Annotated in this window: 15 protein-coding genes; 14 read left to right on the top strand and 1 reads right to left on the bottom strand. The window is 61.9% G+C overall.

Annotated elements, in window-relative coordinates:
• Nucleotides 1–244 precede the first annotated feature (244 nt).
• From RY075_RS19125 to RY075_RS19060, 14 genes are all read left to right on the top strand, one after another.
• Complete coding sequence (locus RY075_RS19125; RefSeq protein ID WP_003860044.1) at nucleotides 245–568, top strand: non-heme iron oxygenase ferredoxin subunit; 324 nt, start codon at nucleotides 245–247, stop codon at nucleotides 566–568.
• Entirely contained in the window at nucleotides 565–873 is a 309-nt protein-coding gene (locus tag RY075_RS19120) for a recombinase-like helix-turn-helix domain-containing protein (protein ID WP_302378159.1), read from the top strand. The genes RY075_RS19125 and RY075_RS19120 overlap by 4 nt, the downstream gene beginning before the upstream one ends.
• 10 nt (nucleotides 874–883) lie before the next feature.
• Nucleotides 884–1,906: an aromatic ring-hydroxylating dioxygenase subunit alpha gene (locus tag RY075_RS19115; protein ID WP_003860047.1), complete on the top strand. Its 1,023-nt coding sequence runs from the start codon at nucleotides 884–886 to the stop codon at nucleotides 1,904–1,906.
• The gene (locus tag RY075_RS19110) at nucleotides 1,906–2,655 is read left to right on the top strand and encodes an SDR family oxidoreductase (RefSeq protein ID WP_129256160.1); all 750 of its coding nucleotides are present in this window, start codon (nucleotides 1,906–1,908) and stop codon (nucleotides 2,653–2,655) included. Before RY075_RS19115 ends, RY075_RS19110 begins: the two co-directional genes overlap by 1 nt.
• Before the next feature lie 12 nt (nucleotides 2,656–2,667).
• Nucleotides 2,668–3,456, top strand: coding sequence for an IclR family transcriptional regulator (locus tag RY075_RS19105; protein WP_003860053.1), 789 nt, complete (start codon nucleotides 2,668–2,670; stop codon nucleotides 3,454–3,456).
• Between the two features lie 78 nt (nucleotides 3,457–3,534).
• A complete protein-coding gene (locus RY075_RS19100) occupies nucleotides 3,535–4,461 on the top strand; it encodes a VOC family protein (RefSeq protein ID WP_003860055.1) in 927 nt (308 codons plus the stop codon).
• Nucleotides 4,458–5,645 carry an FAD-dependent oxidoreductase gene (locus tag RY075_RS19095; protein WP_302378158.1) on the top strand — a complete coding sequence of 396 codons (1,188 nt, stop codon included), beginning with the start codon at nucleotides 4,458–4,460 and terminating at the stop codon, nucleotides 5,643–5,645. The genes RY075_RS19100 and RY075_RS19095 overlap by 4 nt, the downstream gene beginning before the upstream one ends.
• A gap of 25 nt (nucleotides 5,646–5,670) precedes the next feature.
• Entirely contained in the window at nucleotides 5,671–6,927 is a 1,257-nt protein-coding gene (locus RY075_RS19090; RefSeq protein ID WP_023314815.1) for an MFS transporter, read from the top strand.
• 10 nt (nucleotides 6,928–6,937) lie between these two features.
• Nucleotides 6,938–7,468, top strand: a complete 531-nt coding sequence (locus RY075_RS19085) for a cupin domain-containing protein (protein WP_302378157.1) — start codon at nucleotides 6,938–6,940, stop codon at nucleotides 7,466–7,468.
• Nucleotides 7,469–7,477: 9 nt separating this feature from the next.
• Nucleotides 7,478–8,248: an alpha/beta hydrolase gene (locus RY075_RS19080; protein ID WP_058662848.1), complete on the top strand. Its 771-nt coding sequence runs from the start codon at nucleotides 7,478–7,480 to the stop codon at nucleotides 8,246–8,248.
• Nucleotides 8,232–9,026: an SDR family oxidoreductase gene (locus RY075_RS19075; RefSeq protein ID WP_302378156.1), complete on the top strand. Its 795-nt coding sequence runs from the start codon at nucleotides 8,232–8,234 to the stop codon at nucleotides 9,024–9,026. The genes RY075_RS19080 and RY075_RS19075 overlap by 17 nt, the downstream gene beginning before the upstream one ends.
• Before the next feature lie 9 nt (nucleotides 9,027–9,035).
• Nucleotides 9,036–9,806, top strand: coding sequence for an aspartate dehydrogenase (locus RY075_RS19070; RefSeq protein ID WP_023314812.1), 771 nt, complete (start codon nucleotides 9,036–9,038; stop codon nucleotides 9,804–9,806).
• 9 nt (nucleotides 9,807–9,815) lie between these two features.
• Complete coding sequence (locus RY075_RS19065; RefSeq protein ID WP_103883182.1) at nucleotides 9,816–11,285, top strand: aldehyde dehydrogenase; 1,470 nt, start codon at nucleotides 9,816–9,818, stop codon at nucleotides 11,283–11,285.
• 13 nt (nucleotides 11,286–11,298) lie between these two features.
• Entirely contained in the window at nucleotides 11,299–12,939 is a 1,641-nt protein-coding gene (locus tag RY075_RS19060) for a thiamine pyrophosphate-binding protein (protein ID WP_022651819.1), read from the top strand.
• A 45-nt stretch (nucleotides 12,940–12,984) separates the two neighbouring features.
• Here the strand turns inward: RY075_RS19060 and RY075_RS19055 are convergent, their stop codons facing one another.
• Complete coding sequence (locus RY075_RS19055; RefSeq protein ID WP_302378155.1) at nucleotides 12,985–13,743, bottom strand: M48 family metallopeptidase; 759 nt, start codon at nucleotides 13,741–13,743, stop codon at nucleotides 12,985–12,987.
• Nucleotides 13,744–13,868: the final 125 nt, after the last annotated feature.

Genomic DNA, 13,868 nt, shown 5'->3' with positions numbered 1-13,868 from the left:
AGGAAGTCAATATCTTTTATTCAAAATAAGAGGCCATTAAAAAAACGTATTTCTCACGCTGCAATAATGAAAATTTCATATCGCTGCATTTTTTCGTGATCCCTTGCACACTTAGTTAATTAATTGCTGATCAATTAACAAATTGGTCACATTGTCGCTTGACGAAACATTCATCGCTTTTATATTGACCGTATTAAATAAGAAACAGAGTTTCATATATGAAACAAAAGCCTGGAGGATCGTGATGAGCTGGATAGGCGTATGTGACGCAGAGCAAGTACAGGAAGATTTCCCTTTTAGCGGCAACGTCGACGGTAAAGAGATCGGCGTTTACCTGATCGACGGTGAATATTACGCGCTGGAGGACGTATGCCCGCACGCCTATGCCCTGCTGAGTCAGGGCTTCGTGGAAGACGGCAAGGTGGAATGCCCGCTGCACGAGGCGGTATTCGACGTCAAAACCGGTCAGTGCCTGCACGGCCCCGGCGGGCGCAACCTCAACCGCTACCCGGTTCGGGTCTTTGAAAACCAGATTCAGATTACCTTCGTCGAGGAGACCGTGGCATGAGCGACACCCTGAACTTCAACCCGGCGCTGCCGGAAAGCCGCCAGTTTACCCCACCGGCAGAGGGCGGTAATGGCGCCATTCATAAGCCGGGTGATTACACCAACCTGATCTGGCAAACCCGCAGCCGCGAGCCGGAAAGCTGGGAAGTGAAGCTGATTGCGAAGCTGGAAGATCTCTTCGAGCAGGGCGTTGAAACCTTGCCGGAGCTGGTAAGCGGGCTGAACGCGGTGCGCATGCACGACCAGCAGGGCGAGCCGTGGAGCGACGCCAGCTTCCAGGCATTCTTACAGGTTAACGGCTACTGAGGGCAACGCGATGACGACGACCGTACAACATTATCTGGATAAAGGCCTGCGTGGCCTCTGGTATCCGGTGCTGGCGAGCTGGGAAGTGCAGTCTGCGCCGGTGGGCATCACCCGCCTGGGCGAGCAGATTGTGGTCTGGCGCAATAAAGATGGCCAGGTGCAGGCGCTGGAGGACCGCTGCCCGCACCGCGGCGCGCGCCTGTCGATGGGCTGGAACCTCGGGGACCGCATTGCCTGCTGGTATCACGGCGTAGAGGTGGCGGGCAACGGCGAAGTGAAAGACGTGCCCGCCGTAGATAAATGTCCGCTGGTCGGCCAGCAGTGCGTGCGCAGCTATAACGTGCAGGAGGCGCACGGCGCCATCTTCCTCTGGTTTGGCGTCACCGCGGACCAGCAGCCGGACGAGCTGACCTTCCCGGACGAGCTCGCCGATACGGACAGCTTCAGCAACTTCCTCTGCACCGCCGCGTGGAAATGCAATTACCAGTACGCGCTGGAAAACGTGATGGACCCGATGCACGGCACCTATCTGCACTCCTCGTCGCACTCGATGGCGGAAGGGGATCGCAAGGCCGACATGGTGCTCCAGCCGACCAAAACCGGTTTTATTTTCGAGAAGAAAGGGCAGAGCGGCGTCAATTTTGACTGGGTGGAGCTGGGCAACAGCGGCACCTGCTGGATGCGCCTCTCCATTCCGTACAAGAAGCGCTTCGGGCCGGGCGGCCACTTCTTTATCGTCGGCATGGTGGTGCCGGAAGATAACGACAACTGCCGCGTCTTCTTCTGGCGCATTCGCCGGGTGCAGGGCTGGCAGCGCGATATGTGGCGTTTCATGTACCGCAACCGTCTGGAAAAACTGCACTGGGAAGTGCTGGAGCAGGACCGCGTGGTGCTGGAAAGCCTGGCGCCAAACGCGCGCGATCATGAGTACCTGTATCAGCACGACGTCGGTCTTTCGCGCCTGCGCCGCATGATGCAAAAGGCCGCCAAAGAGCAGCTGGCGATGCGTGAAGCACAGCAGGGAGCCGCCTGATGAACGGGCTGCTGAGCGGCAAGCGCATCGTCATAACCGGCGCCGCGCGCGGGCTGGGCTTTCACTTTGCCAAAGCCTGCGCGGAGCAGGGCGCGGCGGTGGTGATGTGCGACATCCTGAAGGGCGAGCTGGCCGAAAGCGCCCACGCCCTGAGCGAGCGGGGCTATGCGATCGAACCGCACGTTATCGATCTGGCCGATCCACAGTCCATTGAGCAGGTGTTCAGCGCCATTGGCGAGCAGGGTCAGATCGATGGCCTGGTGAACAACGCGGCGATGGCGACGGGCGTCGGCGGCAAAAACATGCTCGATTACGATCCGGATCTCTGGGATCGGGTGATGAGCGTCAATGTCAAAGGCACCTGGCTGGTGACGCGCGCCGCCGTGCCGCTGCTGCGTGAAGGGGCGGGCATTGTGAACGTGGCGTCCGACACCGCGCTGTGGGGCGCGCCGCGCCTGATGGCCTACGTCGCCAGCAAGGGGGCCGTCATTGCCATGACCCGATCAATGGCGCGCGAGCTTGGCAAAAAGCGCATTCGAATCAACGCCATCGCCCCGGGATTAACCCGCGTCGAGGCAACCGAATATGTGCCGGCCGAGCGGCATCAGCTTTACGAAAACGGTCGCGCATTAACGGGGGCGCAGCAGCCGGAGGATGTCACCGGCAGCGTGGTCTGGCTGCTTAGCGATCTGTCGCGGTTCATCACCGGACAGCTGATCCCGGTCAACGGCGGTTTTGTCTTTAACTAAGGTAGGGCGATGATGGCAAACGATCAGGAAGTGAAGTATCTGGTGCCGGGGCTGGAGCGCGGTTTACAGCTGCTGTTGGCCTTTGGCGAGCAGCATCGCGATCTGACTTTTGCCGAGCTGCACCGGCTGGTGGATATGCCGAAGGCGACCGCCTATCGCGTGGTGCAGACGCTGGAGTACATGGGATTTCTGGAGCGCAACACGCGCACCAATACCTTTTCGCTGGGCATGAACGTGCTGCGTCTTGGCTTTGAGTACATCGCCTCGCTGGACGTGGCGCAGGTCGGCCAGCCGGTGATCGAGCAACTGCGCGACGTGAGCCAGTGCAGCAGCCATCTGGCGATCCGCGACGGGCGCGACATTATCTACATCGCCCGCGTCAGCGCCGCCGGGTCGCGTATCAACCAGGTCAGCATTGGTACCCGTCTGCCGGTGCACTGTACCTCGCTGGGCCGCATGCTGTTGACCGATATTTCCCGCGCTGATTTCGAACAGCTGTTCCCGCATGAGCGTCTGCCGGGCAACACGCCGGGGCAGCTTCACGACCGTGAAGCCCTGTGGCAGATGGTGCAGCAGGACAAAGCCCGCGGGTATGTCATCGGCGAATCCTTCTTCCGCCACGGCATCTCTTCCATCGTCTACCCGGTGTATGACCGAAGCGGCCGCGTGGCGGCGGTAGTCAGCATTCTGGTGCCGTCGGAGGAGATCCCGCAGAGCGACCGCGAGCGCCTGCAAAACGAGGTTCGCCTTGCGGCGGATAAAATTTCTGGCTTCTTAGGGTATCTATCACAGGCCAGTTAAATCAGTGAGTTAACGCCAGGCGCTTGACTGCGTCGGGCATGTTTTACGCCCAATCTGGGCCAGATGAGGCAACGAACGATGAGTGTAACCGGAATTGAAAAGCTGGAATTTGGTGTGGAAGACCTGACGCACTGCGCCAAATTTATGCGTGATTTTGGCCTGACGGGCGATGCCAGCGGCCAGCGTTTCACCACCCTGAGCGGCGCGCGCGTGGAGCTTAACCCGATCGACAGCCCCGACCTGCCGCCCGCGTTTGAAGCGGGCAACACCCTGCGCCGCATGACCTGGGCGGTTGCCGCACAGTCCGATCTCGACGCGCTGCGCCCGAAGCTGGCGCAGCAGCCCGGCTTTCGCGAAGTGGGCGACGCGCTGGAATGCCTCGATCCGAACGGCATGACGCTGCGCGTGCAGGTGACCCAGCAGACCGACGTGGAGCTTAACGTCGAGCCAATAAACCAGTGGGGCGACGCCCGCCGTATCGACACCCCCAGCCCGGTTTACGATCGCGCCCAGCCGATCAACGTGGGGCATGTGGTGTTCTTCGTGGAGGAGCTGGCGGCGGTGGAAAAATTCTACCGCGAGGTGCTCGGCTTCCAGGTCTCGGATCGCTATATCAACCGCGCCGTGTTCCTGCGCTGCGGCGTGCGTGGCGGCCATCACAACCTGTTCCTGCTGCAACTGCCGAACCGCAAGCGCGGCCTTAACCACGTGGCCTTCACCGTGCGCGACATCCACGAGGTGATCGGCGGCGGTATCGCGATGAATAAACATGACTGGAGTACCTTTATCGGGCCGGGCCGTCATCCGGTGTCGTCGGCGTACTTCTGGTACGTCAACAGCCCGACCGGCGGCGCGTTTGAGTATTACACCAACGATGATTACCTGACGGAAAACTGGCAGCCGCGTGAGCTGGAGCATTCCCTGGTCTCCTTCACCGAGTGGGCGGTGGAAGGCGGGATTGACCACGACACACGCCGCCAGCAGAAAAAGCCGGAGGCGGTATGACATCGCGCATTGTCATTATCGGCGGCGGCCAGGCGGGCGGCTGGGCGGCGAAAACCCTGCGTGACGAGGGCTTCGACGGCGAGATTTGCGTGGTAGCGGAAGAGGAATGGGATTTCTACGAGCGGCCGCCGCTGTCAAAAGCGTCTCTGCTGGAACCGGACGCGGCGCTCCCAAGGCTGTTTACCGACGAGGTGCAGCAGGCGCTGAACCTGACCTGGTACCGACCGCTGCGCGCAGAATCTGTCGATCGCGTTGAAAAAAAAGTCCTTCTTAGCAACGGCGAGCAGCTTAGTTACAACATCCTTTTAATCGCTACCGGCGGTCGGGCGCGCCTGCCTTCGCAGGCATGGGCCAGCCATCCGCAGGTCTATACCCTGCGCCACTGGCAGGACGCGCAGCGCCTGAAAAGTCGCCTGTCGGAAAGTCACAAACTGGCGATTATCGGCGGCGGCTGGATTGGCCTTGAGATTGCCGCTTCCGCGCGGAAAAGCGGCGTGGCGGTCACGCTGTTCGAGCAGCAGCCTGCGCTGTGCATGCGCTCGGTGAGCGGCGAGGTGTCGCAGCGCCTGGAGGCCATCCACCGCGAGCAGGGGGTGGAGATCCGTACCGGCTGCGGCGCGCTGGAGCTGGAGGACGACGGCGGCCTGCCGGTCGTCCACTGCGACGGCAACCGTGAAACCTTTGATGCAGTGGTGGTGGGGATCGGCGTCGATCTCAATCTGGAGCTGGCGCGTGACGCGGGGCTGAAAACCGGGCGCGGGATCGTGGTGGATGCCCAGGGACGCACCTCGGATCCGTTCATCTTTGCCGCAGGAGATGTCGCCCAGCACCATCACTACGGCTTGTGCATCCAGTCCTGGGCCTTCGCCCAGAATCAGGCGGTGGCGACGGCGAAAGCGATGCTCAATCCCGATGCGCCAGGTTATGACGACGCGCCGTGGCTGTGGTCGGATCAATACCAGCACAACATCCAGATCCTCGGCATTCCGCAGGCAGGCTGCCGAACGATAGTGCGTGAAGAGGCGCTGTACTTCTCGCTGGACGACAACGGGCGGCTAACGCAGCTTGTGGCGTTCAACGATGCGCGCACCGTCAAGCTGGCGAAGCGCTGGATGGCGGCGGGGCGGGATCTGTCGGACGTACCGCTTGCCGACCCGACATTTTCACTGATGTCACTGCGATAGCTAACCCGCACCCGTAGGGGGAGAAATGACCACACTAGAGACTAACACCGCGCCGGTTGAGGCGAGCGGTGAGGGGACCCGCACGCCCGAAAAAGCGGTGCGCTGGGCCATCCCGCTGTCGCTGCTGGCCTGCGTGCTGCTGGCCTTTTTCGACAAAATCAGCATCGCGGCGCTCTTTTCGGATACCCATTTCCAGCAGGCGATGGGCATTGATTTCGACACCACGCGTCTCGGCATTCTGATGAGCGCTTTCCTGCTGAGCTATGGCTTCTCATCGGTGTTTTTAAGCGGTTTAGGCGACAAAATCGCGCCGCTGCGCCTGCTCACCGGGATGATGGCAGTGTGGTGCGTGCTGATGGTGGCGATGGGCTTTACCCATAACTACACGCTGATGATCGTCCTGCGTATTCTGCTGGGCGTGGCGGAAGGACCGCTGTTCCCGCTGGCCTTTGCCATCGTACGTCACAACTTCCCGCAGCATTTACAGGCACGCGCCACCATGCTGTGGCTGCTGGGTACCCCGGTGGGCGCGGCGATTGGTTTCCCGCTCTCCCTCTGGCTGCTGAACACCTTTGGCTGGCAGAGCACTTTCTTTGTGATGGCCATGCTTACCGTGCCGGTGCTTATCTTTGTGCGCATTGGTCTGCGCGGGATCCGCCTGGAGGCAAAACCCGGCACCTCGCAGGCGTCCCGGGACGAGCGGCGCGCGGCGCGGCGTGAGCTGTTCGTCAGCCCGCACTTCTGGATCATCTGCATCTTTAACATCGCTTTCCTGACCTACCTGTGGGGCATCAACGGCTGGTTGCCTGGCTACTTAATTAAGGGCAAAGGCATCCACCTGGAGCATGCGGGCTGGCTGTCGTCGATGCCGTTCATCGCCATGCTGGCAGGGGAAGTGATTGGCGCGTGGCTCTCTGACCGGGTCGATAAGCGCGCGGCGGCCTGCTTTATCTCGATGGCGGGGGCGGCGGTAGGCCTGGCGGCGGTGATGCACCTGGATACCCCGCTCGCCATCATTGCGGCGATGAGCTTCAGCACCTTTATGTGGGGCACCGGCGCGCCCAACATTTTCGCCCTGCTGGCGAAGGCCACCCATCCCCGGGTGAGCGCCACGGCGGGCGGTATCTTCAACGGGCTGGGAAACTTTGCGGGCGCGCTGTCGCCGGCGGTGATGGGCGCGCTGATCGCCTTTACCCACAGCATGGATTCCGGGCTGATTTTTCTGGCGGTGATGGCGGCGGTGGGCTGCGTCCTGTTACTGCCGCTGCTGAGACGTTACTGAGGAGAGTGTCATGACTGATTCAATCGTAACCAACAAAACAGGCATCAAACCTGACCATCTGACGATGGAAGAGTGGGTCGAGTCGCGCATCGCGCGCTTCGAAGGCCGTAAATACGACTGGAACGCGCTGAAGTTCCAGGCCGATTTTGATCCGAAATATCGCCGGGCGCAGATGCGCTACATCGGCACCGGCGCAACCGGCGTGGCGAACGACACCAACACCGTGCAGGCGGACCATTTTACCTTCTCCACCATGGTGCTGCCGTCGAAGTGCGAAGGACCGCTGCACCTGCACGACGACGTGGAAGAGGTGTTCTTCATGCTCAAGGGGCAGATCACGCTGATGATCCGAGACGGCGACAACTACACCGAAACCGTGCTGCGCGAGCGTGACCTGATCTCCGTTCCGCCGGGCATCTATCGCGGCCTGTTTAACCACGGCGAAGAAGAAGCGCTGATGTGCGTCATGCTGGGGACCAATAAGCCGGAAATCCCGACCTATCCGTCCGACCATCCGCTTTCCAAAGTGAAGCGGAACTAAGGGGGCATGATGACGGGTTTTCGTGAACAGGGAAGCGGCATTCCGCTGATGCTGCTGCACGGGATCAGCTCCGGCGCCGCCTCCTGGCACAAGCAGATGGCGCTGAACGGTTTTCGCGTGCTGGCGTGGGACATGCCCGGTTACGGCGAAAGCCCAATGCTGGCCGTAGCGCGGGCAAACGCGGGGGATTACGCCGACGCGCTGGCGGCCATGCTGGATCGCGCCGGTGTCTGGCAGACAGTGCTGGTCGGCCATTCCCTGGGGGCGCTGGTGGCCAGCGCCTTTGCGGCAAAGTTCCCGGATCGCGTCATTCATCTGGTGCTGGCCGACGCGGCGCAGGGGTACGGCAATGCCGCGCCGGAGCAGCGGGAGCAGGTCTGGCGCAACCGCGAGCAGCAGATGGCGCTGGGGGGCGAAATCCTCGCCCAGACCCGCGCCCCGAAGCTGCTGCGCCCCGGCGCGCGCGCGGAAGATATCGCCACCGTCGCGGCGGGCATGCGGGTGCTGCGCCCGGAAGGCTACCTTGCCGCCTCGTGGATGCTGGCGCATGACGACATCCACGGCTGGCTGAAGCGTTATTCCGGCAGTTTTGAAGTCTGGTGCGGCGAGCAGGATGCCATCACCCAGCCGGAGCTGGTTCAGGGTCTGGCGCTGCGCTACGGCATGCCGTTTATCGCCATTCCGCAGGCCGGGCACGCCAGCTATCTCGATAACGGCGCGTTTTTCAACCAACAGCTTTTACGCATTAACGAAGAGGTGCGCGATGAATGCACAAATTGACGGGCGCGTAGCGGTAGTCACCGGCGGTTCTTCCGGCATTGGCTTTGAAACGCTGCGCCTGCTGCTGAGAGAAGGGGCGAAAGTCGCCTTCTGCGGCCGTGACGCGGACCGGCTCGCCAGCGCCCATGCGACGCTGCAAAACGAATTTCCTCACGGGGAGATTTTCGCTTACCGCTGCGACGTGCTGAATGCCGACGAAGTTCAGGCCTTCGCGGATGCGGTGCAGGCGCGTTTTGGCGCGGCGGATATGCTGATCAACAACGCCGGGCAGGGCTACGTGGCGCACTTCCATGACACGCCGCGCGAGGCGTGGCTGCACGAAGCCGAACTCAAACTGTTCGGGGTGATTAACCCGGTGCAGGCGTTTCAGCCGCTGCTGGAACTGTCCGACATCGCCTCCATCACCTGCGTGAACTCCCTGCTGGCGCTTCAGCCGGAAGAGCACATGATCGCCACGTCGGCAGCCCGCGCCGCGCTGTTGAACATGACGCTGACGCTCTCGAAAGAGCTGGTGGGCAAAGGGATTCGCGTCAATTCCATACTGCTCGGTATGGTCGAGTCCGGCCAGTGGCAGCGCCGCTTTGAAAGCCGGGCGGATAAAAGCCAGAGCTGGCCGGAGTGGACGGCGGAGATCGCGCGCAAGCGCGGCATTCCGTTGGCGCGCCTCGGCAAGCCGCAGGAGCCCGCGCAGGCGCTGCTGTTCCTCGCCTCGCCGCTGGCCTCGTTTACCACCGGCGCGGCGCTGGACGTTTCCGGCGGCTTTTGCCGCCATCTGTAAGGACGCATCATGAAAAAGGTAATGTTAATTGGTTATGGCGCCATGGCGCAGGCGGTGATTGAGCGCCTGCCCGCCGGCGTGGCTATCGGCTGGATCGTGGCGCGCGCGTCTCACCATCCCGCCATTCACGACCAGTTTGGCAATGCGGTCGAGGCGCTGACGTCGCCGATGGCGTGCGCACAAACGCCGGATCTGGTGCTGGAATGCGCCAGCCAGCAGGCGGTGGCCCAGTACGGGGAAGAGATCCTGCGTCGCGGCTGGCATCTGGCCATCATTTCCACCGGCGCGCTGGCGGACAGCGCGCTGGAGCAGCGTCTGCTCGCCGCGGGCGGAAAACTGACCCTGCTTTCCGGTGCGGTGGCCGGTATCGACGGGCTGGCGGCGGCGAAAGAGGGCGGGCTTGAGCGCGTTACCTATCAGTCGCGCAAAAGCCCGGCCAGCTGGCGCGGCAGCTATGCCGAGCAGCTTATCGATCTGAATGCGGTGTCAGAGGCAAAGGTTTTCTTCGAGGGCAGCGCCCGCGAGGCGGCGCGCCTGTTCCCGGCGAACGCCAACGTGGCGGCGACCGTGGCGCTCGGCGGCGTCGGGATGGACGACACCCGCGTGCAACTGATGGTTGACCCGGCAACGAAACGTAACACCCACACGCTGCATGTCGAAGGATTATTCGGCGAGTTCCATCTGGAACTGAGCGGACTGCCGCTGGCTTCTAATCCTAAAACCTCCACCCTGGCGGCACTGAGCGCGGTGCGCGCCTGCCGCGAGCTGGCCCTGAGCTGAGGAGTGACGATGGACGATCTGAAGATTTTTATCGGCGGCCAGTGGCGACGCGGCGGCGGCAACCCGATGCAGAGCCACTTTCCGGCAGACGGGTCGATCAACGCGACGCTGAATGCCGCCAGTCTGGATGACCTGGAGGAGGCGGTAGCCGCCGGAGAGCGCGCCTGGCGCGATCCCGCATGGCGTAACAGTCTGCCGCACATGCGCGCGAAGATCCTGCATAACGTTGCCGATCTTATTGAATCCCGCGTCGATGCGCTGGCGCAGATGCAGAGCCGTGATAACGGCAAGCCGCTGGCGGAAGCACGCGGGCTGGTGATGAGCGCGGCGGGAACGGCGCGCTACTTTGCCGCCGCCTGCGAGCTGCTGGAAGGGGAACTTCCGACGCCGCGCCAGCCGGATCTGCTGACGCTGAGCTGCTACGAGCCCCTTGGCGTGGTGGCGGCCATCACGCCGTGGAACTCGCCGATTGCCAGCGAAATGCAGAAGGTCGCACCGGCGATTGCCGCCGGGAACGCGGTGATCCTCAAGCCCGCCGAAGCCACGCCGCTGATGGCGCTGGAGCTGGCGCGGATTTTTGAACAGGCCGGGCTGCCCGCCGGGCTGCTGAGCGTCCTGCCGGGCAAAGGCTCGGTGATTGGCGATGCGCTGGCGCGTCATCCTCGCGTGCGGAAAATTTCCTTTACCGGCGGCACCACCACGGGCCGTCATCTGGCGCACGTGGCGGCGGAAAAACTGATCCTGGCCTCGCTGGAACTGGGCGGCAAATCGCCGACCATCGTGCTGGAGGATGCCGATATCGAACAGGCCGCGCGCGGGATCTGCTACGGCATTTTCAGCTCGGCGGGGCAGGCGTGTATCGCCGGGTCGCGGCTGTTTATCCACGAGAGTATTTACGCCCCGCTGATGGCGAGGCTGCTGGAATTAACACGCGGGCTGCGCGTCGGACATCCGTTTACCGACGGCGTCCATGTAGGACCGCTGATCAACGAAAAACATCGCCAGAGCGTGATCCAGTACGTCGAACTGGCGAAGCGTGAAGGGGGCCGCGTGCTGTGCGGCGGCGAGATCCCCGCCGATCCCGCTCTGGTAAACGGCAGCTTCTTTCTGCCAACCATTATCGAAGGGCTGAGCAACAGCGCCCGCGCCTGTCAGGAAGAGATCTTCGGCCCGGTGCTGGTGGCGATGCCGTTTGGCGATGAAGCCACGCTTATCCACGAGGCGAACGACTCGGTGTACGGCCTGGCGGCGGGGATCTGGACGCGCGATACCGGTCGCGCCCTGCGTCTCAGCGAGCAGCTGGAGGCAGGCACGGTGTGGATCAACACCTACAAGGTTTTTGCGATTTCGACCCCGTTCGGGGGCTTTAAAGAGAGCGGTCTGGGCCGCGAGAAGGGTATCCAGGGGCTGAAAGCCTGGATGCAACAAAAGAGCATTTATCTGGCGACGGGTAACAGCGTCAACCACTGGTGCGACTGAGAAAGGGTGAGCAATGAGCGAAATGATAACCGTCGGCGACGCCATCGCCAGAACGCTGGAGCAGTATCAGGTTGAGGCCATCTACGGCGTCATCTCCATTCACAACCTGCCGATCGCGGATGCGGTTGGGCAGCGGGGCAATATCCGCTTTGTGCCCGCGCGCGGTGAAGCCGGTTCCGTCACCATGGCCGATGCTCACGGGCGCTTTTCCGGCCTCGGCGTGGCGCTGACCAGCACCGGCGCGGGGGCCGGGAACGCGGTAGGCGCGCTGGTGGAAGCCATGAATGCCTGCACGCCGCTGCTGCATTTAACCGGGCAGGTTGAGAAAGCCTGGCTGGACGCCGACACCGGGTTTATCCATGAAACCCGTGACCAGCTGACCTTCCTGAAGGCCAGCTCAAAACGGGCGTACCGCATCAGCAATGCGAATCAGGCGATAGCTATTCTGCATAAAGCCATCCAGGACGCGCAGACCCCGCCGTGCGGACCGGTCTCGGTGGAAATCCCGATTGATATTCAGAGCGCCAAAATTCCGCTGTCGCTGGTAACCGCTCCGATCAAACCGGTATCGGCTCCGGCCGTGGATACCGGAATGGTTGACGCGCTGTGGGCGCAGCTCAAACAGGCGAAACAGCCGCTGCTGTGGCTGGGCGGCGGGGCGCTGGGTAGCGCTGAGGCAGTGAAAAAACTGGCGGATGCGGGCATCACCGTGATTTCCAGCACCCACGCGCGCGGCGTGCTGCCGGACAACCACCGCGCCAGCCTTCGCGCGTTCCATAATTCGCCGTCGGTTGAGGCGCTGATTGCGCAGTGTGATTTTACGTTGGTGGCCGGTTCTCGCCTGCGCAGCAACGAAACCCGATCCTGGACGCTTGAGCTGCCTTCCCCGCGGGTGCAGCTCGATATCGACCCGGCGGCAGCAAGCCGTAACTATCTGATGGATAGCACGTTGATAGCCGATTGTTCCGCGCTGCTTGGCGCGCTGGCTGAAAAAGTGCAGGGCCGCGAGTGGGGCAACGCCCAGTGGGATACGCAGGTACAGCAGGCTGTCGGGCAAGCTGAGCAGGGGCTGCGCGAGCAGTGCGGCGCCTATGCGAAGCTTAACGACGCCATTGAGAAAGCCCTGCCGAAAGACGGCCTGCTGGTGCGCGATATCACCGTGTCCGGCAGCCTGTGGGGTAGCCGCCTGTTCAGGGCTAACGGTCCGCTGATGAATATTCACTCCCTCGCCGGGGCGATTGGCATGGGCCTGCCGATGGCTATCGGCACCGCGATTGCCAACCCACAGCGCAAGGTGGTGGGGCTGGTGGGCGACGGCGGCCTGAGCCTCAATTTAGGCGAACTGGCGACGCTGGCGCAGGAGAAAGCCAACGTGACGCTGCTGATCATGAACGACGGGGGCTATGGCGTAATGCGTGGTATTCAGGATAAATATTTTGGCGGGCGTCAGTATTATAACGCGCTGCATACGCCGGATTTTACCCTGCTGGCGCAGGCGATTGGTCTACAGGCCTGGAGCGTTGAGCAGGCCGAGGATTTTGACGCGGTGATGATGGAAGCGTTAGCGATGCCGGGGCCGTCGGTGGTAGAGGTGCGGATGGGGCAGATTGGCGCCCTTAAGTTTGCCGGGCCGCCACAGAAAACGCTGTACTGATTGAGTCTTGTTGCCCGGTAGCGCGGCGCGCACCGGGCCGGAGTATTATTTAATACCGTCTGCCGCCATGCGGTCACGGATATGCTGCGCGCGTTCAACGGAGGCCGGGTGATCGTCAAACATGGAGCTTTGACGGCCTTCCTCCAGTTTCGCCAGTTTTTCGAAGCTGGTGGCTAAACCTGATGGATTGATGCCGCGTTTGCGCAACAGATCGTAAGAGTAGTCATCCGCTTCCGACTCCTGACGCTGGGAGAACTGGGAGTTAACCAGTTTCTCACCCACGTCGCCCAGCTGCGACTGGGACAGGCTGCCGACAATGCCGCCCGCAGAGGCCGCCGCTGCACGCACGGCATTGGTGCCCAGCGCAACCTGCATCCCTTTCTTCACGTGACCCAGAGCAACGTGACCCATTTCATGGCCGATCACCGCTTCCACTTCGTTGTCGGTCATCATGTCCATCAGGCCGCTGTATACGCGGATACAGCCGTTAGCCATCGCGAAGGCGTTCACGTCTTTCGCCATATACACCTTGTAGTTCACCGGCTGACCGTTAATGTTGTCGCCCAGCGCGGAAGCAATCTTGTTCAGACGCTGCGTGTAGGTGCTGTTTGCCGGGGCAAGCGTAGCTTTTCCATCCATATCCTTACAGGCCTCGTCGCTCAGCGCTTTCACCTGCGCATCGCTCAGTGAGTAGGCCTGAAAAGCTTCTGCGCCTGAGGTCATCAGGCCGTTAGAATCCATATTCTGACAGCCGCTTAGCAGGAGCGTTGTCCCCACAGCCAGCCCGATTGCAAGCATTTTCATGATGTTGCTTCCGTACTCGTTAATCTGAATTAATTCCGAAAAATGCACCGTCAACGAAGCCGGTGTCGGGCTAAGTATAAGGAATATCTACAGGGGCGGGCGAGCAGATTGCGCAACATGCGAGC

The sequence above is a fragment of the Enterobacter sp. JJBC genome, assembly GCF_036936505.1.
In the GTDB taxonomy this organism is placed as follows: Bacteria; Pseudomonadota; Gammaproteobacteria; order Enterobacterales; family Enterobacteriaceae; genus Enterobacter; species Enterobacter hormaechei_C.
The sequence above is the reverse complement of the archived record's forward strand: the minus strand, read 5'-3'. Positions and strand labels throughout refer to the sequence as shown.

Coding starts and splice junctions, on each gene's coding strand:
- RY075_RS19125 (WP_003860044.1), top strand. CDS start 245: ATGAGCTGGATAGGCGTATGTGACGCAGAGCAAGTACAGGAAGATTTC.
- RY075_RS19120 (WP_302378159.1), top strand. CDS start 565: ATGAGCGACACCCTGAACTTCAACCCGGCGCTGCCGGAAAGCCGCCAG.
- RY075_RS19115 (WP_003860047.1), top strand. CDS start 884: ATGACGACGACCGTACAACATTATCTGGATAAAGGCCTGCGTGGCCTC.
- RY075_RS19110 (WP_129256160.1), top strand. CDS start 1,906: ATGAACGGGCTGCTGAGCGGCAAGCGCATCGTCATAACCGGCGCCGCG.
- RY075_RS19105 (WP_003860053.1), top strand. CDS start 2,668: ATGGCAAACGATCAGGAAGTGAAGTATCTGGTGCCGGGGCTGGAGCGC.
- RY075_RS19100 (WP_003860055.1), top strand. CDS start 3,535: ATGAGTGTAACCGGAATTGAAAAGCTGGAATTTGGTGTGGAAGACCTG.
- RY075_RS19095 (WP_302378158.1), top strand. CDS start 4,458: ATGACATCGCGCATTGTCATTATCGGCGGCGGCCAGGCGGGCGGCTGG.
- RY075_RS19090 (WP_023314815.1), top strand. CDS start 5,671: ATGACCACACTAGAGACTAACACCGCGCCGGTTGAGGCGAGCGGTGAG.
- RY075_RS19085 (WP_302378157.1), top strand. CDS start 6,938: ATGACTGATTCAATCGTAACCAACAAAACAGGCATCAAACCTGACCAT.
- RY075_RS19080 (WP_058662848.1), top strand. CDS start 7,478: ATGACGGGTTTTCGTGAACAGGGAAGCGGCATTCCGCTGATGCTGCTG.
- RY075_RS19075 (WP_302378156.1), top strand. CDS start 8,232: ATGAATGCACAAATTGACGGGCGCGTAGCGGTAGTCACCGGCGGTTCT.
- RY075_RS19070 (WP_023314812.1), top strand. CDS start 9,036: ATGAAAAAGGTAATGTTAATTGGTTATGGCGCCATGGCGCAGGCGGTG.
- RY075_RS19065 (WP_103883182.1), top strand. CDS start 9,816: ATGGACGATCTGAAGATTTTTATCGGCGGCCAGTGGCGACGCGGCGGC.
- RY075_RS19060 (WP_022651819.1), top strand. CDS start 11,299: ATGAGCGAAATGATAACCGTCGGCGACGCCATCGCCAGAACGCTGGAG.
- RY075_RS19055 (WP_302378155.1), bottom strand. CDS start 13,743: ATGAAAATGCTTGCAATCGGGCTGGCTGTGGGGACAACGCTCCTGCTA.